Raw genomic sequence first — 24,014 nt, forward strand, 5'->3', positions numbered from 1 at the left:
GAAGCCGAAGCCCTTGGTGGAATTGAACCATTTTACTGTGCCAGTGGTCATGATGAACCCTTTCGTAGCAATAGGAGAGACCCCCGCGCGATTGCGCAGCGGATGGTGATAGCGATGCTTTAAAGGGAGGGTTCGTTCAGGGCGCGGTGCCAAACGCGCGATAACCAAAGCTCAGCAGCAAAATATCGATCACTCCTTCTATGAGTGTTTCAGAAGGTTGTCAACCTTTGGTTTTGTCATTGGCGAGTTCAGTTTTAGGTGGTCCCATTCCGGAACTCATTTTCGCTAAGCGCCTTCCCTTCGGTCATTCAAATCGTGATCCCTCGCTGCTAGATGCAGACCTACTGCTACTGGAGCTTCCCTGTAGCCATCGAGCGAAACTAAGGCCAAGGCCCTACCTTCGACCCGTTCGCTGCGACATCAGCCTGGGCGAGGGATTTTTCACTTGCCCTTAGGCCTGTTTGCCGCAATATTGCCACCATCAACCGGACCCGCAAAGCGGGTGGCTTCTCCGGGCGCCTATCCCCCGGCAACCAGCTGACTCCTGCCCATATCTCTATCGATATCGCTGCAGCGAGTATCCCGATTGGACATACCCAATGACCATGACGGCCTGATTGCGCCATAGAACCGACGTCGATCACCACGGCGCTCGCCGTGCTCATCATGCTCACATTCTGTGCGCGCGACGTCACGCATCCATTCACAATTGACCCGCCGCGCTGACGGACTCCCAAGCGTCGCCGGCATGGAGAACACACAATTGAATCGCGATTATATAGGAACCCTCAAAGCCGAATGGTTCGGCAACATCCGGGCAGATGTTCTGGCCGGGCTCGTGGTGGCACTCGCCCTCATCCCCGAAGCCATCGCCTTTTCGATCATCGCTGGCGTTGATCCGAAGATTGGCCTCTATGCCTCCTTCTCGATCGCTGTCCTTATCGCCTTTGTCGGCGGTCGTCCTGGCATGATCTCGGCCGCCACTGCCGCCACCGCAGTCCTCATGGTCACGCTGGTGCGCGACCATGGCCTCCAGTATCTCTTGGCGGCGACCGTCCTGGCGGGGCTGATCCAGATCGTCGCGGGTGTTTTGAAACTCGGTTACGTCATGCGCTTCGTCTCGAAGTCCGTCATGACCGGCTTCGTTAACGCGCTCGCCATTTTGATCTTCATGGCGCAACTGCCGGAACTGATCGACGTGCCGATGCTCACCTATATCATGGTCGCCGCCGGTCTCGGGATCATCTATCTCTTCCCCTATGTCACCAAGGCTGTGCCGTCGCCGCTCGTCTGCATCGTGGTTCTCACAGCGCTCTCGCTCTGGTTCGGCTTCGACATCCGCACCGTTGGCGATATGGGCGAGCTGCCGTCGACCCTGCCGATCTTCCTGATCCCGCAGATCCCCTTCAATCTCGAAACGCTGATGATCATCCTGCCATATTCCATCGCTGTGGCAGCCGTGGGGCTTCTGGAATCGCTGATGACGGCTCAGATCGTCGATGATCTGACCGACACGCCGAGCGACAAGAACCGCGAATGCATCGGCCAGGGCATCGCCAACACGGCAACAGGCTTCATCGGCGGCATGGCCGGTTGCGCGATGATCGGCCAGTCGATCATCAACGTGAAGTCCGGCGGTCGCGGACGTCTATCGACCTTCTGCGCCGGCGTCTTCCTGCTTTTCCTGCTTCTTGTGCTGGGTGATCTCGTGAGCCAGATCCCGATGGCAGCACTCGTCGCCATCATGATCATGGTCTCGATCGGCACCTTCTCCTGGTCCTCGATCAAGAATTTGAGGGATCACCCGCGGTCGTCGTCGATCGTGATGATCGCGACCGTCATCGGCGTCGTCTACACCCACAACCTCGCCATCGGCGTGTTGATCGGTGTGCTGCTTTCGGCCGTCTTCTTCGCCTGGAAGATCTCGCAGATTTTCCGCGTTACTTCGGCTGTGTCGGCTGACGGCATGCATCGCACCTATACGGTCGAAGGGCAGGTGTTCTTTGCCTCCGTCGAGGACTTCAATAAGGCCTTCGACTTCAAGGAAGCCCTCGACAAGGTCACCATCGACGTCAGCCATGCCCATATCTGGGATATCTCCAGCGTCGCGGCCCTCGACATGATCGTGCTCAAGTTCCGTCGTGAAGGCGCGGATGTCGAAATCATTGGCCTCAATCAGGCAAGCGAGACCATCGTCGACAAGCTCGCCATCCATGACAAGCCCGGCGCCATGGAACGTCTGATGGGCCATTGAGGGAGGATCAAAAATGACAAGAATACTCGGATTGATCGACGGCTCGCCCTATGCCCAGAGCGTATGCGACCACATTGCCTGGATCGCAGGCAAAACCGACGTGACCGTCGAACTCCTCCACGTCATCGGCAGGCGGGATCTCGCCTCCGAGCCAGTCAACCTCAGCGGCAATATCGGGCTGGGTGCCCGCACGGCGCTTCTTGAAGAACTGGCAGAACTTGATGCGCAGCAGGCCAAGGTTGCCCACAAACGTGGACGTCTGTTGCTCGACGAGGCAAAGGCCCGGCTCAACGATGCTGGCGTTGCCAATGTCGAGACGAAGCTGCGCAACGGTGATCTGGTCGAGACCGTGCTGGAATTCGAGGCCAATGCCGACATCATCGTTATCGGCAAGCGTGGGGAGGGTGCCGACTTTGCCAAGGGCCACCTCGGATCCAACCTGGAACGTGTCGTGCGCTCGACACAAAAGGCGATCGTCATCGCCTCGCGCGCCTTCAAGCCGGTCGCCAAGCTGCTGATCGCCCATGACGGCGGCACGATGGCGATGAAGACGGTCGATCAGGTGTCCCGCAGCCCGATCCTTGACGGTCTCGGCTGCACGGTGGTGATGGCTGGTGCGGACACGAGCGAGAACCGCAAGAAGCTCGATGATGCTGCTGTGATCCTGAAGGCCGCGGGCTACGCCCCGGAAGTCGCACTCGTGCAGGGCGCGCCCGACAAGGTGATCTCGGAGATGGTGGAAAAGGAAGGCTTCAACCTCCTTGCCATGGGGGCCTACAGCCATTCTCGGTTGCGCTCCCTCTTCATCGGCTCGACGACGACGGAGATGATCCGCTCCTGCAAGGTGCCGGTCGTCATCTTCCGCTGAGATCAGGACGGGCGGGCAAACTGCCCGCCCTCTTGCCCGGAAGAAAACCATGAAAACGATCGAGGATCTCGATATCGTCGAGGCGTTCAAGTGCCGTCTCGAACACGAGCTGATTGAGATGGTTCGGCTGGTTGACGAAAGCCGCGCGTATCGGGCTCCGGTCTAGCTGGATCAGCAGAGCGTGGGACGATTATCTCGCATGGACGCCATGCAACAGCAGCCATGGCCCAGAATCTCAACCGTCGCCACCAAACCTCGATTGCCGGTAGCGCGTCAGAAAATGCTGCGCTACACAAGCACCGCTCATCCGTTTCGATCACGTTTCGTCAACGTCCAGGTCTTGCCTTGAGCGCATATCGGTTTCGAAAGTGCCGATGGTTCGCAGCTATTGCGATTTTGCCAGCGCCAACTGGCAGCAGCTGCTGTTCGGTGCGCTGTTGATGGCGCTTTCAAGCTTTGGCCAGACCTACTTCGTCTCTGTTTCCGGCTCCTGTTTCCGCGCAGCGTTCAATCTGACCGATGTTGGTCTCGGTGCCACCCATGCAGCCGGAACCTTTGCCAGTGCGCTGAAGCTGACATCGGCAGGGCGATTGATCGACTATACGAGCGTTTGCCGGTTCACCTGACCTCTGCGGCGGAGGTAAGCGCCACGCTCTCCCTGTGATCAATCCGTCGTGCCGAGATCCTGTATGCAAGCATCGCACGTCCTGCTCACGGGATCCTCCGACAGGATCATGAGATGCACCATATCATCAGGCCACAGGCGGGAGTTGATCGGCATCAAGACGGCTGAAATCGGCGGCGAACTTCTGTGCGAAGGTCGTCAAGCCCATGACAAACAATACATGTCGATTGTTATGGCCAAAGGGAACAACGAGGCGTAGTATTTCTTGGTGGCCGGGCCAGAAGTCAATTGCGATAGTCAGCCTTGCCATGGAGGGGATAGCCGATGCAGCAATTCGGGGATCCGAGTGACGCGAAAAGGCTCGCGATGGCTATCGTTGAAAGCATACCGGAACCCCTCGTTGTGCTCGATAGTCACATGCGGCTGGTTGCAGCGAACGCTACCTTCTTGGAGGCCTTCGAGTTCGACAGGGATGTCGCCAAGATCGGACGCCGCACGCTCCTGATGTCGGCGCGAACCGTCGATTATGGCGGATCATCCGCCCCGAACATGCTGCTCGCGTTTCGCGACATCACTGAGGCAAGGCGGGCGGAAGCTGAGAAGCAGGCACTGCTGGAGCGCACGGAAGAATTGCTCGTCCAACAGCACGTTCTCTTTCAGGAAATGCAGCACAGGGTGGCCAACAGTCTGCAGATCATCGCCAGCATTCTGATGCTCAAGGCCTGCGCCGTGACGTCCGAAGAAAGCCGTCGCCATCTCGAAGACGCCCGCCAGCGCGTCATGTCGGTCGCAGCGTGACGGAAAAGCCGATTGAGCCCGGATCTGGTCTCGGATCTTTGATCATCGAGGCGCTCGCCAAGCAGCTCGATGCGCGGGTCGAGATTGCATCCAGCGACAAGGGCATGAGTGTCACCGTTGCCCATGCAACGTTCCACTCGAACACGAGCACCGCAGCCTGAGGCTTTTTCTGCTGGATGGCGGCGGGGTGACGCTGACAAGCGTCTCCATTTCGGGATCCGGGGATGGAGCGGAACGCCGCCGCGCGTCAACCGTTGCCATGAGTAGACTGGCTTGGCGAGATTGCAGAAAGACGATGGCATGAAGATCCGTGCAGGGTTTAACATCGAATACGCGTGTCAGAACGAGACTCCGATGCTGCTCGTCCTCAAAATTCACCCGTCGCGGGAACGGGATCTGTGCAGCGAACAAAACCTCTCCTTCAGCCGCCCGATTTCCCAGCGCGATTATCTCGATGCTTACGGCAATGCCTGCAGCCGGATCGTGGCGCCTGCTGGCCGAACGATGATCTCGGCCCAATTCGATGTGAGCGACAGCGGCCTGTTGGAAGCCCTGCCCGAACAGGCCGTTCAGCTTCCAATTCAGGACTTGCCCGACGATGTCCTGGTTTTCCTGCTGGGGAGCCGTTACTGCGACACGGACCGTCTGGCCGATTTTGCCTGGAAGCAGTTTTCCGAAACGCCTTTGGGCTGGCCGCGGGTGAAGGCCATCTTGGACTTCGTCCATGGCCATCTTGTCTTCGATTATGACAGGGCCGACCCGACCCGCACTGCTCATGGCGGTTTCATGGACCGGACAGGCGTCTGCCGCGATTTCGCGCATCTCACCATCACGCTCTGCCGATGCCTCAACATCCCAGCCCGCTATTGCACCGGTTATCTCGGTGATATCGGCGTGCCGAAGGATCCGCATCCCATGGATTTCAGTGCCTGGTGCGAAGTCTATCTCGGCGGTCGCTGGTGGACCGTCGATGCGCGCCACAATGTCCCGCGTATCGGGCGCATCCTGATGGCGAGGGGGCGTGATGCCACGGATGTCGCGCTCTCGACAGCCTTCGGGCCAGCAACGCTGACGCATTTCGAAGTCGTCACGGAAGAAGTCGACTGACGACCATCAGGCACCTGGCGCGATGGACGAAGACCTCGAACCATCGCCATGGGCGCGAGACCGGGCCGACAAAGGAAGGTGCCCAAATGACCATTCAGCGAGCAAGCTTCTATGTGCTGCTTTTCATCATAACGATTGCCTTCGTGTGGCTTCTCATTCCCTATTACACAGCGGTGTTGTGGGCCGTCATCCTGGCGATCCTTTTCTTCCCGGTCCATAAGCGGCTGGAGCGGTGGCTGGGTGGTCGCGCAACCGTGGCGGCATTGCTGACGCTGCTTCTTTGCATCTGCCTCGTCATCCTGCCGGCTCTCGGCATCCTGGCATCCCTCATTCAAGAAGGGACGAGCCTTTACCAGCGCATCAGCAGCAATGAAATTGACCTGAACGCCCATCTTCTGCGTTTGCAGGCGGTGCTTCCGGAGTTTGTGGGCACCTGGCTGACTTCGCTGAAGCTTGATGGCTTTGCCGAGTTGTGGGCACAGCTCTCGTCCGGCCTGATGGAGGCAGGCCAGTCAATTGCAGGCGGAGTACTGAGCTTTGGTCAGAACACGCTGCAGTTCTTCATAGGCATGGGGCTGATGCTCTACCTTTTGTTCTTCCTGTTTCGGGATGGCGCATCCCTTGCAAAGACCTTGCGCCACTCGATTCCGCTCAGCGACGACTACACCCGGCAGTTCGTCGACAAATTCGCGGCGGTTGTCCGTGCCACGGTCCGTGGCAATGGAATCATCGCGATAGTCCAAGGTGTCATCGGCGGACTAACCTTCTGGGCCCTGGGCATAGAGGCGGCCCTCCTTTGGGGCGTTGTGATGACGTTTCTCTCGATGCTCCCGGCCATTGGCGCCGCGATCGTCTGGTTGCCGGCCGCTATCTGGCTTTTCCTCATTGGTGCCTGGATCAAGGGGATCGTCATGGTCGCGGTCGGCGCTCTCGTTATCGGTCTGATCGACAACCTTCTGCGTCCTCCCTTGGTCGGGCAGGGCGCGAGACTGCCGGACTATGTCGTCCTCATTTCGACCGTCGGTGGAATCTCGCTCTTTGGCCTGAGCGGTTTCGTTATCGGGCCACTCATTGCGGCGCTGTTCATTTCGGCATGGTCACTGTTCACGCTACAACAACAGAAACCGGCATCGGCTTCGGTCAGGTCCGGCATGGAGGGTTAAGCGAAAGGTCGCGCGTGCCGATTTCGGCTTGGGCATCAGTTTTGGGCATCAGGTCGCCGACGACGCCAAAACGGGATCCGGGATGACGGAAAAACTTAGGAATCAGGGCTTTTGGGGGGAATTGGCTGGGGATCCTCGATTCTCCCATGATTTCTGAAGCTTGGAAAAATTGCCTTTGATTTTCCTATGGTTTTCCTGCCGCGAGCGACCGTGGATGCCATCTTTGCGCCTCGGCTTTGGGTTGACGTCAACATGACGGGAGAGCGGCAATTATATCCGCGTCTGACCCATCATGCGCTTCCGTGATTCTATTGTCGTTTCAAGACCTGAAACTCTCACGCTTTCGAAGGCTAATGCTGCAGTCACCCGGTGACGTGCCGCATCAGACCGGGGCATAACGCTCGATCGTCAGCGTCAGCGATGCCGTGGCCTCCTTGAATCGCCGGAATTGGTCCGATGCCCTGTGGGTCGCAAGCGCCGCTTCGTTTTCAAATTCTTCGAGGACCAGAAAACCACCGGCATGCTCGCAGCACTGCAGAATGTCGAACATTCGGTTTCCGGGTTCTTCGCGGCTCAAGCGCTGCAGATCCTGAAGGGCACTCAGCAGGCTATCTGCCTCCAGAGGTGCACAGGTCATCCGCAGATGCACGCCAATCGACCGTCGCTGTTGGTTCATGTGATCCCCCTGCGTGAAATAAATTTCAGAAACAAAAATATTATGCAGACGTGATTGACGCAAGCCCTTCGCCGCGATATTGATCACGTCATGCAATAAATTGCTTAAGGCGAATTTTATTGCAGTTGATCACCATCTCTGGGAGGGGAAAAATGCTGAAGTCTCTGAAGGCCGCCACCGCCATCGGCCTGATTGCCGCCGCCGCCATTGCCGGGGCCGTCGCGCCGGCCAACGCCGAAGGAAAGTTTGCCTGCGAGCCGGGCGAAACCTATGTCATGAACGTCATGGTCTCCGGCCATCCCTATTGGGTCCCGGTCTTCGAAGGCTTCAAGCAGGCGGCCAAGGCGCTGGGCTGCGAAGCTGCCTTTACCGGCACGCCGGAATACGACATCACCAAGCAGATCGCCTCTTTCGAGCAGGAAGTGGTGAAGAAGCCGAAGGGCATCCTGCTGCATCCGATGCAGTCGGATCCCTTCATCGAGCCGATCAACCGGGCCATCGACTCCGGCATCTCGGTCACGACCTTTGCGGCAGACTCGCCGAAGTCCAAGCGCACCGCCTACATCACCTCCGACAATGTCGCCGAGGCGAAGTTTGCAGCCGAAGAAATCGTCAAGGCGCTCGGCGGCAAGGGCGAATACGCTGTTCTCGAAAATCCGGGCCAGAGCAACCACGACCTTCGGGTGACCGCACTCATCGACTACATGGAGCGGACCCATCCGGACATGAAGCTGGTCGGTCGCCAGGCGACGAACCAGGATTCCAACGCGGCCTATCAGGCGGTCTCCGCCATGCTCCAGGCCAATCCGAACCTGGGCGCTCTCTGGATCCCCGAAGCCGGTTCGGCAGAAGGCGCGGTTGCCTCCGTGCTCGAAGCCAAGAAGAAGGTCCTGATCCTTCACGCCGACATCACGCCCACCACGCTTGAGCACATCAAGCAGGGCAACATCCACATGTCGATCAATCCGAACCAGGGCATCCAGGGCTTCATGGGCTTCATGAACACCTTCCTCGGTGCCCATCCGGAACTGATCGACCCGTTCAACGACTACAAAGTGTCGGGCTTCAACCCGATGCAGGTTCCGTCGATGGACAACGGCTTTGCCGTCATCACCAAGGCGAACGCCGCATCCTTCGACCTCAACGAATACATGAAGGGGCGCTGAGCGCCGACCTGCATGACCCCGGCGGCGCGTCGCGCGGCGCCGGGGAAGTCGAAGTGATGGAAGGGGAGGGGTGTCATGGCGGAGGTCGTCCTCAGCATGACGGATGTGCACAAGTCGTTCGGACCGGTCCAGGCCCTGCGTGGCGCCGAACTGGAACTGCGTCGGGGCGAAATCCATGCGCTGGCCGGCGAAAACGGTGCGGGAAAGTCGACGCTGATGCATATCATCGACGGCATCCTGCAGCCCGACCGCGGCGAGATCCGTCTTGACGGCGCTCCTGTTCGCATCGCTTCGCCGAATGCCGCCAATCGGCTCGGCATCGGCTTCGTCCACCAGGAAATCGCGCTCTGCCCGGAGATCTCGGTCGCCGAAAACATGTTCATGGCCGAAACGGGCAGCAGCCGGACCCTTTTGATGGATTACCGCGCACTGGTCGTCCGCGCCGGCGAGATCCTCAAGGAAATCGGCGATATCGATCCGAGACGCCGTGCGGGCGATCTCTCGATCTCGCAGCAGCAGATCGTCGAGATCGCCAAGGCGCTGACGCTCGACTGCCGCATCCTGATCCTCGATGAACCGACGGCGGCCCTCACCGAAACCGAAGCGCAGACGCTGTTCAAGATCATGCGTCGCCTCGCCGATCGCGGTATCGCGATCATCTACATTTCCCACCGCATGGCGGAGATCTTCCAGCATTGTGACCGGATCACCATCATGCGCGACGGCTGCCACATCAAGACGGCGGACATCGCGGCGATCACGCCGGAGGATGTCGTCAACAGCATGGTCGGGCGCGTGCTCGACAAGCTCTATCCGCCCAAGCAGGCGCCGGAGGCGAAGTCGGACGACGTCATCCTCTCGGTGCGCAATCTGACCGAAGGGCGAAGGGTCTCCAATGTCAGCTTCGACTTACGCAAGGGCGAGATCCTCGGCCTGGCCGGCCTGATCGGGGCGGGGCGCAGCGAGATTGTGCGCGCCATCTGCCGGCTGGAAGGCAAGGCCGAGGGCGAGGTGGTGCTGAAGGGCCGGAAACTTTCTCTCCGCGACTATCGCGACAGCATTCGCGAGGGGCTGGTCTATGTCTCCGAGGACCGCAAGGGCGACGGCCTGTTTCTCAACATGTCCATCGCCAGCAATGTCTCGGCGCTTGATCTCAAGCGTGTGGCCAATCCCTTCGGCCTGATCAGTCGCCGGCAGGAAACGACACGCGCCGAGCACTACGGGACGCGGCTGAAGCTGCGCTCCAACGGGGTGGGCGACGCCGTCAACACGCTGAGCGGCGGCAACCAGCAGAAGGTCGCGCTTGCCAGAATGCTGTCGGTCGAGCCTGAGGTCGTGTTCCTCGACGAACCGACCCGTGGTGTCGATGTCGGCGCCAAGGCGGAAATCCATCGCCAGATCAGGGACCTCGCCAATGAGGGCGTTGGTGTCGTCGTCATATCCTCGGAACTCCCCGAGCTCATCGGGGTGAGCGACCGTGTGCTGGTGGTCCGCGAGGGGCGCATTACCGGAGAGGTCACCGGTGCCGAGATGACCGAAGAACGGATCATGCAGCTTGCATCGATCAGCAGTCAGTTGACCCAGGGCGATACTTCGCCCGTGGACGTTACCGCGTCCCAGGGCAAAGCATGAGGGAGTGGGACAAATGGTAACGATCGAAACACAGCATCACGCAGGCTCGGCCGCCGAGCGCCGCGCACAGTGGTGGACACCTGCGATCAAGGCGCGCGAGACAGGCCTGATCGTCATCATCCTGACGCTGTTCACGGTGATGTCCTTCATCTCACCCTACTTCCTGACGGTGGATAATCTCCGGGCCATGTCCATGGCCTTCGCGGTCGAGAGCATCGTGGTGGTCGGTATGACGATCCTCTTGATCTCGGGCGGCATCGACCTGTCGGTCGGCTCGGTTACGGCGCTGGCCATGGTGGTCGCCGGCTGGCTCTTCCTGAACGGGATCGATCCCTGGGCCGCTGCCGCCTTTGCCATCGCTGTCACCACCTGCATCGGCATGTTCATGGGCTTTCTGACCACCGTGGTCGGCCTGCACCATTTCATCGTCTCGCTCGGCGTCATGGTGATTGCCCGCGGCATCTGCCTGCTGGCGACGGGTGGTCGACCGCTCGGGCTCTTTACTCTGCCGCCGGAGTTCAAGTTCATCGGCCAGGGTGCTGTCTACGGCATCCCGCTCGTCATCATCATCTTCGTGGTCGTCGTGGTGTCCTTCGACTTCCTGCTGCGCCGGACAACGGCCTTCCGCAAGGTCTTCTACACCGGCAGCAATCCCAAGGCGGCCGCCTATTCGGGTATCCGCGTCGGTCGCGTCGTCTTCGCCACCACCACGCTCTGCTCTGCGCTCTGCGGTGTGGCCGGCGTCATCTACATGGCCCGCTTCGGCTCCGCCCAGCCCAGCTTCGGCGTCGGCATGGAACTGAACGTGATCGCCGCTGCCGTCATCGGTGGCGCCAGCCTCTCGGGCGGTGCCGGCACCATCTTCGGTGCGATCCTTGGCGCGGTCCTGCTTTCGGTGGTTTCCAGCTCGCTCTCCTTGCTCAACGTGTCGGTTTACTGGCAGGACATCATCAAGGGAAGCATTCTGCTCACCGCCGTGCTGTTCGACCACTACCTGGTCAAGCGCCGCCGCTGAGCAGCCGGGAAGCAACGAGGAGACGACGCGTCATGGTGGACAACAGGGATGAATTCGATCAGCAGCGCCAGATGTATTCGGTCCTCGTCCTGCATTTCATCGAGGGTGTGAAGCAGTCGGAGATCGCCGAGAAGCTCAACCTCTCGCATACGAAGGTGAACCGTATGATTGCCGCTGGCCGCAAGGCAGGCATGGTCAAGATCAGCATCTCCAGCCCCTATCAGCGGCTGGTCGATATGGAAAACGACGTCACCCAGCGCTTCGGCCTGAAGCAGTCGGTGGTCACGCCCACCGTATCGGATAATCCCGAGACGACGCTGCAGATGGTCGGAAGGGTCGCGGCCAACCATCTCCTCGAAACGCTTCGCGATGGCGACGTCATTGCTATCACCGGCGGCAAGGCGGTGAGTGCCGTGGTTGAAAACCTCGAGGCCGAGCGCCGTTTCGATATCAGGGTCGTGCCACTCACCGGCGGCGTGCAGGGCAAGCATTATACCGACGTCAATCATCTGGCGACGCAACTGGCCGACAAGCTCGGTGGCACGGCGCAACTCGTCCACGCCCCCCTGTTTGCCGAGGACGAGCAGCAGCGCGACCTCCTGATGAATGTCGCCTCGATCCGGGAGGTCTTCGATCTCGCGCGCAAGGCAACCGTGGCCCTCGTCGGCATCGGCTCGGTCCAGGCGCCGGGCTCCGGCTATTACGACCTGTTGCCGGATCCGGCACGTGGCGGCCAGGCGCTTGTTGACGCGGGCATTGCCGGAGAATTTCTGGCGCATCTGATCAAGGCCGACGGTTCGCTTGCCGAGATCGATCTCAATTCGCGGGTCGTGGCACTCGACCCCGCAGACCTTGCCAACTGCCCGACCATCATTGGCGTGGCGGCTGGCAGCCTAAAGGCGGGCCCGGTGGCAGCGACCCTTGCCGGGCGGTTTTTGACCTCGCTCGTGGTGGACGAAGAAATCGCCCGGGCACTCGATACACATGGGGAAGGATGATCCGGTGACGGACAAAGGCATTGTAACCCGGCCCATCGGCCGAAGCGGCATCAAGGCATCAGCCGTCGGGCTCGGCACCTGGGCGATCGGCGGCTGGATGTGGGGCGGCACGGACGAGAAACAATCGATTGACGCCATCAGGGCCTCTGTGGATGCCGGCGTCTCGCTCATTGATACCGCACCCGCCTATGGCATGGGACTGGCTGAAACGATCGTCGGCAAGGCGATTGCAGGCCAGCGCGACAAGGTCGTGCTCGTTTCCAAATGCGGTCTCGTCTGGCATGTCGGCGAGGGAACCTACTTCTTCGAGCAGGCTGGCAAGCCAGTTCATCGCTACCTGGGGCCGTCCTCCATCCGCTACGAAGTCGAACAAAGCCTGCGCCGCCTGGGCACCGATTATATCGACCACTATGTCACCCACTGGCAGGATGGAACGACGCCGATTGCCGAGACGGTCGGGGAACTGCTTCGTCTCAAGGACGAGGGCAAGATCCGCTCGATCGGCGCGAGCAATGTCTCAGAGGCAGATCTGGCCGCCTATCTCGCAACCGGTGCGCTCGACGCGATCCAGGAGGAATACTCCATGGTGAAACGCGATATCGAGACGAGCTTCGTTCCGACCTGTCTCGACAACGGGGTTTCCATTCTCAGCTATTCGTCGCTGGCGCTCGGCCTGCTCTCGGGCAAGATCGGTCCCGAGCGCATCTTTGCCGACGATGACCAGCGGCATGGCAATCCGCGCTTCAGCCTCGGCAATCGGGAGAAGGTCGCTCGACTGATGCATGTGATCCGCTCGATCGCTGACCAGCACGAGGCATCGGTTGCCCAGGTGGTCATCGCCTGGACGGTCGCCCAGCCGGGCATCACCTTCTCGCTGTGCGGTGCGCGCGACCCCACCCAGGCGATCGAGAATGCCGGTGCCGCACGTTTGCGCCTGGCAGAACATGAAGTGTCGACCATCACGGCCGGCATAAGAGACCATCTGGTCGAACTCGACCGGTAACCATCACAGACCACAACAGAGAATTGGGACGTTGGCGTCAAAACCAGCGAACGGTACCTCCATGTCCACATTCCGCGAGGACGCGCTCAGGCGAATTCGACAGGACGGCGATTTTGATGCCGTCGTGGTCGGCGGCGGCATCAATGGCATCGCCGCCTTTCGCGATCTGGCGCTGCAGGGATTGCGCGTGCTTCTGGTCGAGCGGGACGATTTCGCATCCGGCTGTAGTGCCGCCCCCTCGCGCATGATCCATGGCGGCCTGCGCTATCTCGAAAATGGTGAATTCAATCTCGTCCGGGAATCCTTGGCCGAGCGCGATGCACTGCTCAGGCTCGCACCCCACATGGTCCACCCCCTGCCGACGACGATCCCGATCCACTCGATCTTCAGTGGCTTCTTCAACGCGGCTGCGACCTTCTTCGGCTCGGCCGGCAAACCGTCGAGCCGCGGCGCGCTCGCGATCAAGGCGGGCCTCTCGCTCTATGATTTTGTCACCCGCAAGAACCGGCTTCTCCCGCGTCACCAGTTCCGCAATGCCCGCAGTACCCGGGCCCTCTGGCCGGCCTTGACGCCTCAGGTTCGCTATTCCGCGACCTATTACGACGCCTGGATCAGCCAGCCGGAACGCCTGGCGCTCGAACTCGTCCTCGACACGCGAAGCGATGCGCCCCAGGCAATCGCGCTGAACTACGCGAAACTCTTGCGGATCGGCGACAGCTACCAGCTCTCGGCAGAAGGTTCGAACGAACTCATCGTCGTGCGTCCCCGCATGATCGTCAACGCCACAGGCGCTTGGATCGACCAGACGATTACGGCGCTCAGTGACGGTGCAACACCAGCCGAGAAAACGGTGACCGGCACCAAGGGCTCACATCTCATCCTCGCGAACGACGCGCTCTACCAGGCCCTGAACGGCCACATGATCTTTTTCGAGAACACCGACAACAGGGTCTGCATCCTCTTTCCCTATATGGGCCGCGTGCTGGCCGGATCGACGGATATCAAGGTCGACAAGCCGGGCCGGACGCGCTGCGAGCCTGAGGAACGCGACTATATTCTCGCTGCGATCCGCACCGTCTTTCCGGATCTCGCCATCTCTCCATCCGATATCGTCTTCAGCTTCAGCGGCATCCGTCCGCTGCCGCGCAGCGATGCGGAATTCACGGGCAAGATCTCGCGCAGCCATGTCATTCATCGTGTCGAGAGCGACCCGCCACAGCTCTGCATGGTCGGCGGCAAGTGGACGACCTTCCGCGCCTTTGGTGAACAGGTGACCGACGAGGTGCTCGCCTTCCTCGGCCGTCCCCGCATCGCGACGACCGCCGACCGCTCGATCGGTGGCGGCCGGAACTACCCGGCGGATGGCGAGCGGTTGTCGGCTCTGCTCTCCCGCGAGTTTCCGATCGGCAAGGCCCGCGCCGATCACTTGGCATCCACCTATGGATCGCGCGCCTTCGATCTCATGGCCTTCTGCGACGGGCACACGGATGACGTTCCCTTGTCCTCCACAACTGCTATGACGCTGGCCGAAATCCTCTGGCTCATCCGGGGAGAAGACGTCCTCCACCTGGCCGACATCGTGCTCCGCCGCACGAGCCTTGCGATCACCGGCCAGATCGATCTCGAAATTCTCGACACCCTGCTGACCGTCATGGCCCGCGAGCTTGCCTGGTCGGGTGAGCAGATGTTGGCGGAGCGGCGGCAGCTCATCGACGAACTCGGGACCTATTACGGGGTCTCGGTCGCAATGCTTCAGGACAGATGCAAGGAAAAGGACAAGGCGTCATGATGCGAATATCCAAGAAGGCACGAATGAACAGGCTGTTCCGTCAGGGCGGCTGCCTCGACGTCGCCATCGATCACGGTGTCTGCAACGAGCCGAGCTTTCTGATCGGCCTGGAGGACATGGCAGGCGTGGTGGACAAGCTCGTCGAAGCAGGTCCCGATGCCATCCAGATGGCCTATGGCCAGGCCGATCTGCTGCAGGCAAGACCCGAACGTGACAAGCCGGCTCTGGTGATGCGCATCGACATGGGCAATCCCTACAATTCCACCCGCCATCGCAGCATGTGGTCGCAACTGCAGAACCATGACGAACCGATCATCGGCGCGCTGGAAATGGATGCGGCCTGCGTCGTCGTCAATCTGTTCATGCTGCCGGACGAGCCGGAACTCTTTCGCCAATGCGTCGAAAACATCTCCCGCGTCCGCGCCGATTGCCATCGTTATGGCATGCCGCTGATGATCGAGCCCTTGGTGATGCTGCCCAATGATATCAGGGGCGGCTATCAGGTGGACGGCGACGCCGAGAAGATCGTCACGCTGGTCCGTCTGGCCTCCGAGATGGGCGCCGACATCATCAAGGCCGATCCGACCAGCGATCCCGAGGACTTCCACAAGGTCATCGAAGCGGCGCGCTGCCCGGTTCTGGTCCGTGGCGGCGGTCGCGAAGATCTGCGCGTCGTGCTCGCCAAATCAGCGGCCCTGATTGCTCAAGGCGCAAACGGGATGGTCTATGGACGCAACATCTATCAGCATGACAATCCGAAGGCGGTCGTGAAGGCACTGATGGCGATCATCCATCAGCGCGCCAGCGGCGAAGAAGCATGGGACATTTATAACCGTGGCTGAGAAGAACTACATTTTGGGTGTCGATGTCGGAAACACGGTCATCAAGGCCGTGCTTTTCGACACGGAGGGCCACCAGATCGCACACTGCGCCATCGACGGCCAGTCGAGCTTTCCCGAACCCGGCCATGTCGAGCGTGATCTCTCAGAACTCTGGGAAAACGGCTGCGCGGCGATCCGCGAAGTGATTTCCACATCCGGTGTCGATCCCACGCGGATCCTTGGCCTTGGATGTGCCGGCCATGGCAACGGCCTCTATCTGCTCGATCGGTCCTATCAGCCGCTGAAAGGCATACAGTCGCTGGACAGCCGGGCAGCCGATATCGCCGCAGAACTCGACCGTGAGAACGGAGACGCACTCCAGGCGCGCTGTCTGCAGCGCCCCTGGCCATCGCAGACCCCGAGCCTGCTCGCCTGGATCAAGCGCCACGCGCCGGAGACATATGCCAGGATCGGCGCTGTCCTGTTCTGCAAGGACTACATCAACTTCCGCCTGACAGAACGCCTGGCCAACGATATCTCCGACCTCAGCGGTGCGGGGCTCCTTGCCATGCCGGAGGGCGAACTCGACGCTGATTTGCTTGGCCTCTACCATCTCGAGGATGCCCTGCCGTTCTTCCCCGAACGCGTGCAGTCCGCAGATATTGTCGGTCGGGTCACCGCAGCGGCCGCCAAGGCAACGGGTCTGGCGGAAGGCACGCCTGTGATCGGTGGCTATTTCGACGTCGTCTCAAGCGCCATGGGTTCAGGCGTCATCCATGCCGGTGAAGCCTCCGTCATCGCGGGGACCTGGAGCATCAACCAGGTCTTTGCCGATGAGCCCGTCATCAGCCCCGACGTCTTCATGGTCACGACCTTCGGGCAGGGGCGATACGTCAACATTGAATCCAGCGCGACATCGGCCGCCAATCTCGAATGGTATGTGCATCGCATGCGCGGCGACCATGGCGGCGAGGCCTTCGATCGCTGCAACGAAGAGGTCGGCAAGGTCGTGGCCCGCGCCGACGACCCCTTCTTCCATCCCTTCATCTTCGGCTCGCGCCTCGGCGCCGAGTTTCGCGGCGGCTTCCATGGGCTGGCCGGGTGGCATGGTGAAGGCCACATGATCCGGGCGCTCTTCGAAGGCGTCTGCTTCGAACATCGACGGCATATCGAAGTGCTGCGCAATGCCGGTCTGGCCGTCGACCGCGCAGTCATGTCCGGCGGCGGCTCGCGCAGCCCCCATTGGCCGCAGATGATGGCCGATGTCCTGGAGATCCCGCTCACCGTGGCAGAGGCCCAGGAGACGGGTGCTCTCGGGGCTGCAATCGGTGCCACGGTCGCGATCGGCCTTTATGCCTCCTACGAAGAGGCCGTTGCCGCCATGACCCGCTCTGCCAGAGACTTCCAGCCGAATACGGAACGGACGGAGCATTTTCGCAGGCGATACGGGCTCTACACGGCCCTGACCGACCAGATGCGGGACTTCTGGAGCGCACTCCGCCTGAAGCCCTAGGCCGGCTAAAGACCACAGACGAACAGAGGCGATCCTGATCGCCAACGAAAGGACAGACCATGCCGGACACGATACGGCTCGATGGCGACTATGACTATGTCATCGTCGGGGCAGGGACAGCGGGCTGCGTGCTCGCCGCCCGCCTGACGGAGGATCCGAAGACCCGCGTGCTGCTCCTGGAGGCCGGAGGCTCTGACCGCTATCACTGGGTACGGATCCCCGTCGGCTATCTCTACTGCATCGGCAATCCGCGCACCGACTGGATGATGCGCACGGCATCCGAACCCGGTCTCAACGGCCGCAGCCTTGCCTATCCGCGCGGCAAGGTGCTCGGCGGCTGCACTTCGGTCAATGGCATGATCTATATGCGCGGCCAGGCGGCCGATTACGACGGCTGGCGTGACCTCGGGAATCCCGGCTGGGGCTGGTCGGATGTGCTGCCCTATTTCCTGAAGTCCGAGGACTATCACGGGCCGTCAGGAGACATGCATGCAAAGGGTGGCGCCTGGAAGGTCAGCCGCCAGCGCCTGAAATGGGATATCCTCGAGGCCGTCCAGGAAGGGGCTCGTGAATTCGGCATCGAACCGCGCGCCGACTTCAACGATGGTGACAACGAAGGGTCCGGCTTCTTCGATGTCAACCAGCACAAGGGTGTCCGCTGGAACACGGCCCGAGGCTTTCTGAGACCGGCCCTGAAGCGACCCAACCTGCGTCTGGTCCAGCATGCCCTGGTCGAACGCCTGACCTTCGAGGGCAAACGCGTGACCGGCGTCCAGTATCGCACGCCGGGAGGCGCGTTCTCCGCAAAGGCGTCAGGCGAAGTGATCCTCGCTGCCGGCGCGATCAACTCGCCGAAGCTGCTTGAACTCTCCGGCATCGGCGATCCCGCCCGCCTCTGGTCGCTTGGCATCGATGTGATCATGGCGAAACCTGCCGTCGGCGCGAACCTGCAGGATCATCTGCAGATCCGCACGGTCTTCAAGGTGAAGAACACGGTGACGCTGAACCAGCTTGCCAATTCCTGGCGCGGCAAGATGAAGATCGCTGCCGAATATGCCCTTTACCGCTCGGGTCCCATGTCGATGGCACCCAGCCAGTTCGGCATGTTCACCCGGTCCAGCCCGGAAGAGGATCGGCCCGACATCGAGTATCACATCCAGCCGCTCTCCACCGACAAGCTCGGCGATCCGCTGCACCCGTTTCCGGCGATCACCGTCTCGGTCTGCCAGTTGCGCCCGACCAGCGCCGGTACCTGCCACATCACCTCGCCCGATCCGGCCCTGCAGCCGGAGATCCGTCCGAACTACCTCTCGACCGACCAGGACCGTTCCGTCGCGATCGCCGCCATCCGGCAGGCAAGACAGGTGATGTCGGCTGCAGCCCTTCGCCCCTTCCAGCCCGAGGAGATCTTGCCCGGTCGTGAATTCCAGGACGACGAAGCCCTGCTGCAAAAGGCCGGCGACATCGCCACCACCATTTTTCACCCCGTCGGAACCTGTAGAATGGGTCCGGATCCTGATGCCGTGGTCGACCCCTCGCTAAGAGTGACCGGCATTCGGGGCCTGCGCGTCGTCGATGCCTCCATCATGCCCAGCATCGTCTCGGGCAATACCGCCTCACCGGTGGTGATGATCGCCGATAAAGCGGCCGACCTTATCCGGCAGGACCGGATGGGGGGGAACCAAGTCAGTGAGGTCTATTACAATTCGGGCGCCGACTAAGGTCCCCAGCCGATTTTGCGAGATCCGTTTTAAGCATGACGGCTGGCCCGAAGAACAGCAGCCAGAATTGCTTAAGTTCTTGAGAAGGCGTCCCTTTCTTCTGTGATAAACGGACGCTGATTTTCAGCGGAAAACCGACCTACAATGGCCTGCCTGAAGAACCTAAATTCTCGCCTCATTTCAAAGGCTTGGAAAATTACCTTTGATTTCCCTCTGTTTTTCCGCCGAGAACGACCGTGGATGCCATCTTTGTGCTCTGGCTTTGGGCTGACGTCAACATGGCGGGAAAGCCTTCGCTTCAGGCTAGACAATATCTCATCCAGTGCCGATCTCGAACGCCCGTTTTCAATGGCTGTCTCTAGAGGGCGCCCCTATTCGGGGCGCACCTCAATTGTTCTTTGCCATGCCGTATCAATCCACCGAATAAGGCGCAAATACCGGATCGACCGTAGTTCCTGCCAGGTGGTTGACGTAGTTGGAAAACGTTTTTGCAGCGATCGCCAATACGATGCCCAGGATGTGCTGTTCGGTGTAGCCAGCCTGGATAAATGCATCGACCGCCGCTTTTCCAGGATTGCCACGCGAGATGACCATGACTTCGGTGAAAGCTGCGACAGCCTGAAGTCCGGCATCCGGCAATTCTTTTCCGGATCTGAGCGCCGCAAGAGATGCTGCAGGTACGCCCGACTTCTTGTCGGCAATCATTGAGTGTGCGGCCATGCAGTAGGTGCAGCCATTAACGCGGCTGATGGTGAGAAACACAGTTTCCTGTTCAGCAGGTGTAAAGCCGGACTGGTTGCGAAAGGCGTCATAGCTCGACATGTAGTTGGCGAGGACCGGCGGCAATTTCGCCATGTAGCCATACATATTGGGCACGAAGCCGAGTTTTGACTTTGCCGTCGCCAACAAGGCATGCGCCTCGCCCGTGGATGCTTCTAGTGTTTCGGGGTGCATATTGAGAAGAGGGGTGCGGGTCATAAAGCCTCCTTAATTTCAGAACAGTCATTCTTTAAATTGAATTTCGAGGAATGAACAGTTATTTTAGAACGATCAGTCCAGAATTAGGTGATCAATGGCAGCCACCACCCCAACAACCCGTCAGCGGGGCCGTCCCAGCGGCTTTGATCGGGAGACTGCGTTGGAAGCAGCGATGAGGTCTTTCTGGGCAGAAGGATACGAAGCGGCTTCGATCGACAGGCTGTGTCGGGCGATGAACATGCCTCGCGCCAGCCTCTATCAGCTCTTTGGGGACAAACAGGGCCTGTTTCTGTCTGCGCTCGGCCGCTACGGCGAGACGCGCGTGTCGCATGTTATTGCTGCGCTGGGACCGAAGGGCACGCTTGCTGAGGATTTGTCTGCCTTCTTCGATGAGGTCATTTATCTTGCCTCATCGGATCGTGAGACACCAGGTTGCCTGATCTCCTGCGTCCTGGCGGAAGCAGCGGGAACCAACCCGGTCTTCACGGTAGAGCTCGACCGTCGTTTCGTGACGATGGAAAAGCAAATAGAGGCACGCCTTCAATTGGCCCCGTGGCCCGCTAACGCGAAGATCTCGCCTGGGGCTGTAGCAGGAATGATTGCGTCCGTGGCCCGCGGGATGACGCTCAAGGCGCGCTCTGGCCAGACAGCCGATGAGCTCAAACCTGTCGCCCAAGCGGCGGTCACCGCTGTGACGAGCCTAAGCGCCGCTCCATAAGGAACTGGCGAACTTGTTTGGCGACCTGAACACGCCTGCGAGAAACCTCTGGCGACGTTTTTGCTTCCTCCTGTGTAACAGATTGAATGCTCGATAGTCCTTCGTGCAGCAGGCCTGGTGGGCCGAAGTTTCGCAAGGAGCCCGGGTGGCATCGACCGATCAAAACTCCGCCCGGTCCAATCGTCTTTGGTCGCGACCAAAACGGTTGAACCGCAATCGGATTGCCATTGGGGCAGGATATGCCGACCTAGTCTCGGCCTGCATTGCGCCGATACTGGAGTGCGCTACGCCAAGCGCCATGTCAGAGATCCTTGTTGAGCCGATCGAGGACGTTTCGCACGTGCACACGAGCCCGGTGGAGAAGCACGCGCATGTTGCCCTCGCTCATGCCGAGAAGAGTGCAGACCTCCTTGGCCTCGAGTTCCTGCTGGCTGCGGAGGATCAGGACCGCGCGCTGCGCCGGCGGGAGCGCCTCGATGGCCGCTTCGACGTGCTGAAGGACGCTGCGGCCCTCAACATGTCTGTCCGGCGTCAACTCATCCCAGAGCTCGGGAATGTCGCGCCAGCGACCGCGCCCGTCAAAGGCATCTGCAAGGCCGTTGCCATCACCGGCATCGTCGAAGAAGACGATGCGGCCCTCACGCTTCGCAACGGTTCGGGCTTTATTGACGAGAATGGCGTAGATCCAGCTTGCCAGAGAGCTTCGTCCTTCGAAGAGATCGATCCGTCCGAGGACCGAGACCCAGGTATCCTGGACGACTTCTTCGGCCACATGACGGCTTCTGACGATGCCAGTCGCAAAACGGATCATCGGGGCATTGTGCAGCCGAAACAGTCGCTGAAAAGCCATCCGATCGCCTACGACCAGCCGCGGAAGCAAGATCGCGTCATCACACTCGTTATCTTCCACAGCCCCTCCAGTCGATGTTGGCGAGGCATTAACAGAACAATCGTTCTGAAAGTCCAGCAAGATTCGCGAGCTTCAAGTCATCGTGACTCTGAATTCGGGGGCTTCTTGAGCAAAATCAGATTCACAACGAGAAGGACAAGAGCATGAAACCGATACACAGCCGACTATCTCGTCGCGCCATGCTTGGTCTGGCGGGTGCCGGCGTAATCGCTATGGGGGCACGGCCTGCCAGCGCCTCAGGCCTCGCAGCCTTCGCTCCAGCCGGAGCAGCGAGCCTCGACCACACTGCCTTCGATCAATTGCTTCAGCGCTATGTCAAACCCGACAAGAGCCGCTACAACCGAGTCGACTACAAGTCGCTTGGGAGAGATGGGGCGGCGGTTCTCAAATCCTACATTTCGGAACTGTCCAGCATCAACCCTGCGGGACTATCACGCAACGAGGGCCATGCGTTCTGGATCAATCTCTACAACGCCAAGACCCTCGAGGTGATTATCGACCATTATCCCGTCGCCTCGATAAGAGACATCAAGCTCGGCGGGGGTGGCCTGTTCAAAACAGGTCCCTGGTCGAGGAAGATCATGGTCGTCGGCGGGGTCGAGCTTTCGCTGGATGATGTCGAACACGAAATCGTTCGGGCTCTGTTCAAGGACCCGATGAGCCATTACGGCCTGAACTGCGCGTCATACTCATGCCCGAACCTGGCGGCGAGGGCTTACACTGGTGGCAATGTAGACGCTTTACTCGCTGAAAACGCCCGCGACTATGTCAACCATCCGCGTGGTGTCACAGTCTCGGATGACGAGATCACTGCATCGAAAATCTATTCCTGGTATGCCGACGACTTCGGCGGCAAGGGCGCGCTCAAGGCACACTGGAAATCCCTTGCCAGTGCCGATCTTGCGCAACGGATCGATACAGCCTCTGTCGGCTCCTTTGTCTATGATTGGTCACTCAACGATGTCTAACGGTTATGCCCATCTCGGCCAGGGCGTAGACAGCGTGCTGGTCGCTGCACAAGAAGCCGGACGCGAGGCACACATATCCAATCTGATCACCCGGGAAATCACGCTTGCTTTCTTTACGGTGGCCGAGATCGCGCTGATCCCCATCATCTTCAAGCAGATCCGTTCATGCAGGAGTGGCATTTGACCGCACATCGATTGTCCTGTGACCCATGTCCTAATTCGCAACTGGCGCATCATCGGGCATTGGGATTGCAATTGTTCGCCTCCTTCACGCCCGGGCGATCACGTCATCGCGACAGGACGACGAAAGACCGCTGATCTTCCTGTTGGGTTCCCGGATGCGCTGAAAGACACGCTGGGAAGGCTGGGCATTACGTTCATACCAGAAGCACGCGGAGCTGGTGCTGGGATCCGCCTCAAATTCAGCAGGAAACAAAGTGCCGGAATATCGTCATGGGAGACCGAGGGCGGCGAGACGGCCGAAGACAGCCTTCCCTGATGTTTCCAACAGCAATTGCGCAATGGAACGCTGGTCAGGGAAGGCCGCCTCAGCGTGCCGCTTCGATCAGATCACCCCTGTTGATCCGGTCGGTGATCTGGCTGCACCGACCATAGCGCCGGTTCATCGTCTTTGTCTGCTTCTGCTGTCGCCGCCGTTGCCTGCACCTTGTCGGGCTTGTGGTGGGCCGGCGCGTAGATCGTATAGACCTGCATCGGCGTCGCCCCTGTATTGGTGATGTTGTGCCAGGTCCCTGCGGGAACGAGGACACACCAGCCATCCGAGACGTCCTTTTCGAACGTGAGCTTGTCTTTCGCATCTCCCATCTGCACGCGACCGTTGCCTCCGTCGAGGCGGATGAACTGATCGGTCTGTGGATGTGCTTCAAGACCGATGTCGCCGCCGACGGGGATCGACATCAGCGTTACCTGGAGATAGCGGCCACTCCAGGCAACCGAACGATAATCGCTGTTGTCTTTCGATGCGCGCTCGATGTCGAAGGATTGCGGCTTCGGACCGATGTCTTTGATCCTACCAGCGGTGCTGTCCATGATCGATCTCCTTACGATTGCTCTGGCGAACCGGTGCGTCTGGCCTTTGCAGGCAGAGCCTGATTGCGTCGCAATATCGCGGCGTCTTTGGGTCGCGACTAGGGTCGGAAACTACCCAGGCTTGAGGGGGGGGTGGCGGTCTGTATCGCCTCAAAAGCAGGATCCGGGTTAAATGTGAAACTACCATGCACTCCCTAGGTAGTTTCCGATGCTTTCGCGCGTCTGGATGGCGGCTAGAATT

23 protein-coding genes, 1 pseudogene and 1 other annotated feature are annotated in these 24,014 nt (G+C 60.1%); of the genes and pseudogenes, 19 read left to right on the forward strand and 5 right to left on the reverse strand.

Going from position 1 to position 24,014, the window contains the following annotated elements:
- Window positions 1-72: pseudogene (locus IP85_RS22505) on the reverse strand (cold shock domain-containing protein); the annotation flags it as partial.
- A gap of 412 nt (window positions 73-484) precedes the next feature.
- Window positions 485-536 (forward strand) — a sequence feature (sul1 is cis-regulatory element that is thought to sense ions involved in sulfur or methionine metabolism; They are found in Alphaproteobacteria).
- A gap of 212 nt (window positions 537-748) precedes the next feature.
- On the opposite strand from IP85_RS22505, the gene IP85_RS05405 reads away from it, so the two are divergent.
- From IP85_RS05405 to IP85_RS05435, 7 genes are all read left to right on the forward strand, one after another.
- Complete coding sequence (locus tag IP85_RS05405; RefSeq protein WP_054148663.1) at window positions 749-2,254, forward strand: SulP family inorganic anion transporter; 1,506 nt, start codon at window positions 749-751, stop codon at window positions 2,252-2,254.
- A gap of 13 nt (window positions 2,255-2,267) precedes the next feature.
- Window positions 2,268-3,122, forward strand: a complete 855-nt coding sequence (locus IP85_RS05410) for a universal stress protein (RefSeq protein ID WP_054148664.1) — start codon at window positions 2,268-2,270, stop codon at window positions 3,120-3,122.
- A gap of 374 nt (window positions 3,123-3,496) precedes the next feature.
- A complete protein-coding gene (locus IP85_RS05415) occupies window positions 3,497-3,748 on the forward strand; it encodes a hypothetical protein (protein WP_054148665.1) in 252 nt (83 codons plus the stop codon).
- A gap of 365 nt (window positions 3,749-4,113) precedes the next feature.
- Window positions 4,114-4,545 carry a histidine kinase dimerization/phosphoacceptor domain -containing protein gene (locus IP85_RS05425; protein ID WP_245280803.1) on the forward strand — a complete coding sequence of 144 codons (432 nt, stop codon included), beginning with the start codon at window positions 4,114-4,116 and terminating at the stop codon, window positions 4,543-4,545.
- Window positions 4,542-4,706, forward strand: coding sequence for a hypothetical protein (locus IP85_RS22510; RefSeq protein WP_245280804.1), 165 nt, complete (start codon window positions 4,542-4,544; stop codon window positions 4,704-4,706). Before IP85_RS05425 ends, IP85_RS22510 begins: the two co-directional genes overlap by 4 nt.
- 139 nt (window positions 4,707-4,845) lie before the next feature.
- Window positions 4,846-5,652: a transglutaminase family protein gene (locus IP85_RS05430; RefSeq protein WP_054148668.1), complete on the forward strand. Its 807-nt coding sequence runs from the start codon at window positions 4,846-4,848 to the stop codon at window positions 5,650-5,652.
- Window positions 5,653-5,738: 86 nt separating this feature from the next.
- The gene (locus tag IP85_RS05435; protein WP_054148669.1) at window positions 5,739-6,815 is read left to right on the forward strand and encodes an AI-2E family transporter; all 1,077 of its coding nucleotides are present in this window, start codon (window positions 5,739-5,741) and stop codon (window positions 6,813-6,815) included.
- Between the two features lie 382 nt (window positions 6,816-7,197).
- On the opposite strand, the gene IP85_RS05440 is transcribed toward IP85_RS05435, so the two are convergent.
- On the reverse strand, window positions 7,198-7,578 hold the full coding sequence (locus tag IP85_RS05440; protein WP_156322750.1) for an antibiotic biosynthesis monooxygenase: 381 nt from the start codon (window positions 7,576-7,578) through the stop codon (window positions 7,198-7,200).
- 65 nt (window positions 7,579-7,643) lie between these two features.
- On the opposite strand from IP85_RS05440, the gene IP85_RS05445 reads away from it, so the two are divergent.
- The 9 genes from IP85_RS05445 (at window position 7,644) to IP85_RS05485 (ending at window position 19,149) form a co-directional block, all read left to right on the forward strand.
- Window positions 7,644-8,657, forward strand: coding sequence for a substrate-binding domain-containing protein (locus tag IP85_RS05445; RefSeq protein ID WP_054148671.1), 1,014 nt, complete (start codon window positions 7,644-7,646; stop codon window positions 8,655-8,657).
- Between the two features lie 75 nt (window positions 8,658-8,732).
- Window positions 8,733-10,289, forward strand: coding sequence for a sugar ABC transporter ATP-binding protein (locus IP85_RS05450; protein WP_054148672.1), 1,557 nt, complete (start codon window positions 8,733-8,735; stop codon window positions 10,287-10,289).
- Window positions 10,290-10,302: 13 nt separating this feature from the next.
- Window positions 10,303-11,304: an ABC transporter permease gene (locus IP85_RS05455; RefSeq protein WP_054148673.1), complete on the forward strand. Its 1,002-nt coding sequence runs from the start codon at window positions 10,303-10,305 to the stop codon at window positions 11,302-11,304.
- Window positions 11,305-11,336: 32 nt separating this feature from the next.
- Window positions 11,337-12,302 carry a sugar-binding transcriptional regulator gene (locus tag IP85_RS05460; protein WP_054148674.1) on the forward strand — a complete coding sequence of 322 codons (966 nt, stop codon included), beginning with the start codon at window positions 11,337-11,339 and terminating at the stop codon, window positions 12,300-12,302.
- 4 nt (window positions 12,303-12,306) lie between these two features.
- Window positions 12,307-13,305, forward strand: coding sequence for an aldo/keto reductase (locus IP85_RS05465; protein ID WP_054148964.1), 999 nt, complete (start codon window positions 12,307-12,309; stop codon window positions 13,303-13,305).
- 61 nt (window positions 13,306-13,366) lie between these two features.
- Window positions 13,367-15,094, forward strand: coding sequence for a glycerol-3-phosphate dehydrogenase/oxidase (locus IP85_RS05470; protein WP_054148675.1), 1,728 nt, complete (start codon window positions 13,367-13,369; stop codon window positions 15,092-15,094).
- Complete coding sequence (locus IP85_RS05475) at window positions 15,094-15,936, forward strand: class I fructose-bisphosphate aldolase (protein ID WP_054148965.1); 843 nt, start codon at window positions 15,094-15,096, stop codon at window positions 15,934-15,936. The genes IP85_RS05470 and IP85_RS05475 overlap by 1 nt, the downstream gene beginning before the upstream one ends.
- A complete protein-coding gene (locus IP85_RS05480) occupies window positions 15,929-17,428 on the forward strand; it encodes an FGGY-family carbohydrate kinase (protein ID WP_054148676.1) in 1,500 nt (499 codons plus the stop codon). Before IP85_RS05475 ends, IP85_RS05480 begins: the two co-directional genes overlap by 8 nt.
- A 59-nt stretch (window positions 17,429-17,487) precedes the next feature.
- Window positions 17,488-19,149: a GMC family oxidoreductase N-terminal domain-containing protein gene (locus tag IP85_RS05485; protein ID WP_054148677.1), complete on the forward strand. Its 1,662-nt coding sequence runs from the start codon at window positions 17,488-17,490 to the stop codon at window positions 19,147-19,149.
- Between the two features lie 411 nt (window positions 19,150-19,560).
- Here IP85_RS05485 and IP85_RS05490 read toward each other — a convergent pair whose 3' ends face one another.
- A complete protein-coding gene (locus IP85_RS05490; protein ID WP_054148678.1) occupies window positions 19,561-20,127 on the reverse strand; it encodes a carboxymuconolactone decarboxylase family protein in 567 nt (188 codons plus the stop codon).
- Between the two features lie 160 nt (window positions 20,128-20,287).
- Here IP85_RS05490 and IP85_RS05495 point away from each other — a divergent pair, with 160 nt between their 5' ends.
- Complete coding sequence (locus IP85_RS05495; RefSeq protein ID WP_197277988.1) at window positions 20,288-20,845, forward strand: TetR/AcrR family transcriptional regulator; 558 nt, start codon at window positions 20,288-20,290, stop codon at window positions 20,843-20,845.
- 301 nt (window positions 20,846-21,146) lie between these two features.
- Here IP85_RS05495 and IP85_RS05500 read toward each other — a convergent pair whose 3' ends face one another.
- The gene (locus IP85_RS05500) at window positions 21,147-21,695 is read right to left on the reverse strand and encodes an RNA polymerase sigma factor (RefSeq protein WP_082347611.1); all 549 of its coding nucleotides are present in this window, start codon (window positions 21,693-21,695) and stop codon (window positions 21,147-21,149) included.
- Between the two features lie 203 nt (window positions 21,696-21,898).
- Between IP85_RS05500 and IP85_RS05505 the strand changes: the two genes are divergently transcribed.
- On the forward strand, window positions 21,899-22,723 hold the full coding sequence (locus IP85_RS05505) for a DUF547 domain-containing protein (protein ID WP_082347597.1): 825 nt from the start codon (window positions 21,899-21,901) through the stop codon (window positions 22,721-22,723).
- Window positions 22,716-22,907 carry a hypothetical protein gene (locus IP85_RS05510; protein WP_054148682.1) on the forward strand — a complete coding sequence of 64 codons (192 nt, stop codon included), beginning with the start codon at window positions 22,716-22,718 and terminating at the stop codon, window positions 22,905-22,907. Before IP85_RS05505 ends, IP85_RS05510 begins: the two co-directional genes overlap by 8 nt.
- 386 nt (window positions 22,908-23,293) lie before the next feature.
- On the opposite strand, the gene IP85_RS05515 is transcribed toward IP85_RS05510, so the two are convergent.
- Window positions 23,294-23,773 carry a cupin domain-containing protein gene (locus IP85_RS05515; protein ID WP_054148683.1) on the reverse strand — a complete coding sequence of 160 codons (480 nt, stop codon included), beginning with the start codon at window positions 23,771-23,773 and terminating at the stop codon, window positions 23,294-23,296.
- Window positions 23,774-24,014 lie beyond the last annotated feature (241 nt).

The organism is Rhizobium sp. AAP116 (assembly GCF_001295785.1).
Lineage (GTDB): Bacteria > Pseudomonadota > Alphaproteobacteria > Rhizobiales > Rhizobiaceae > Allorhizobium.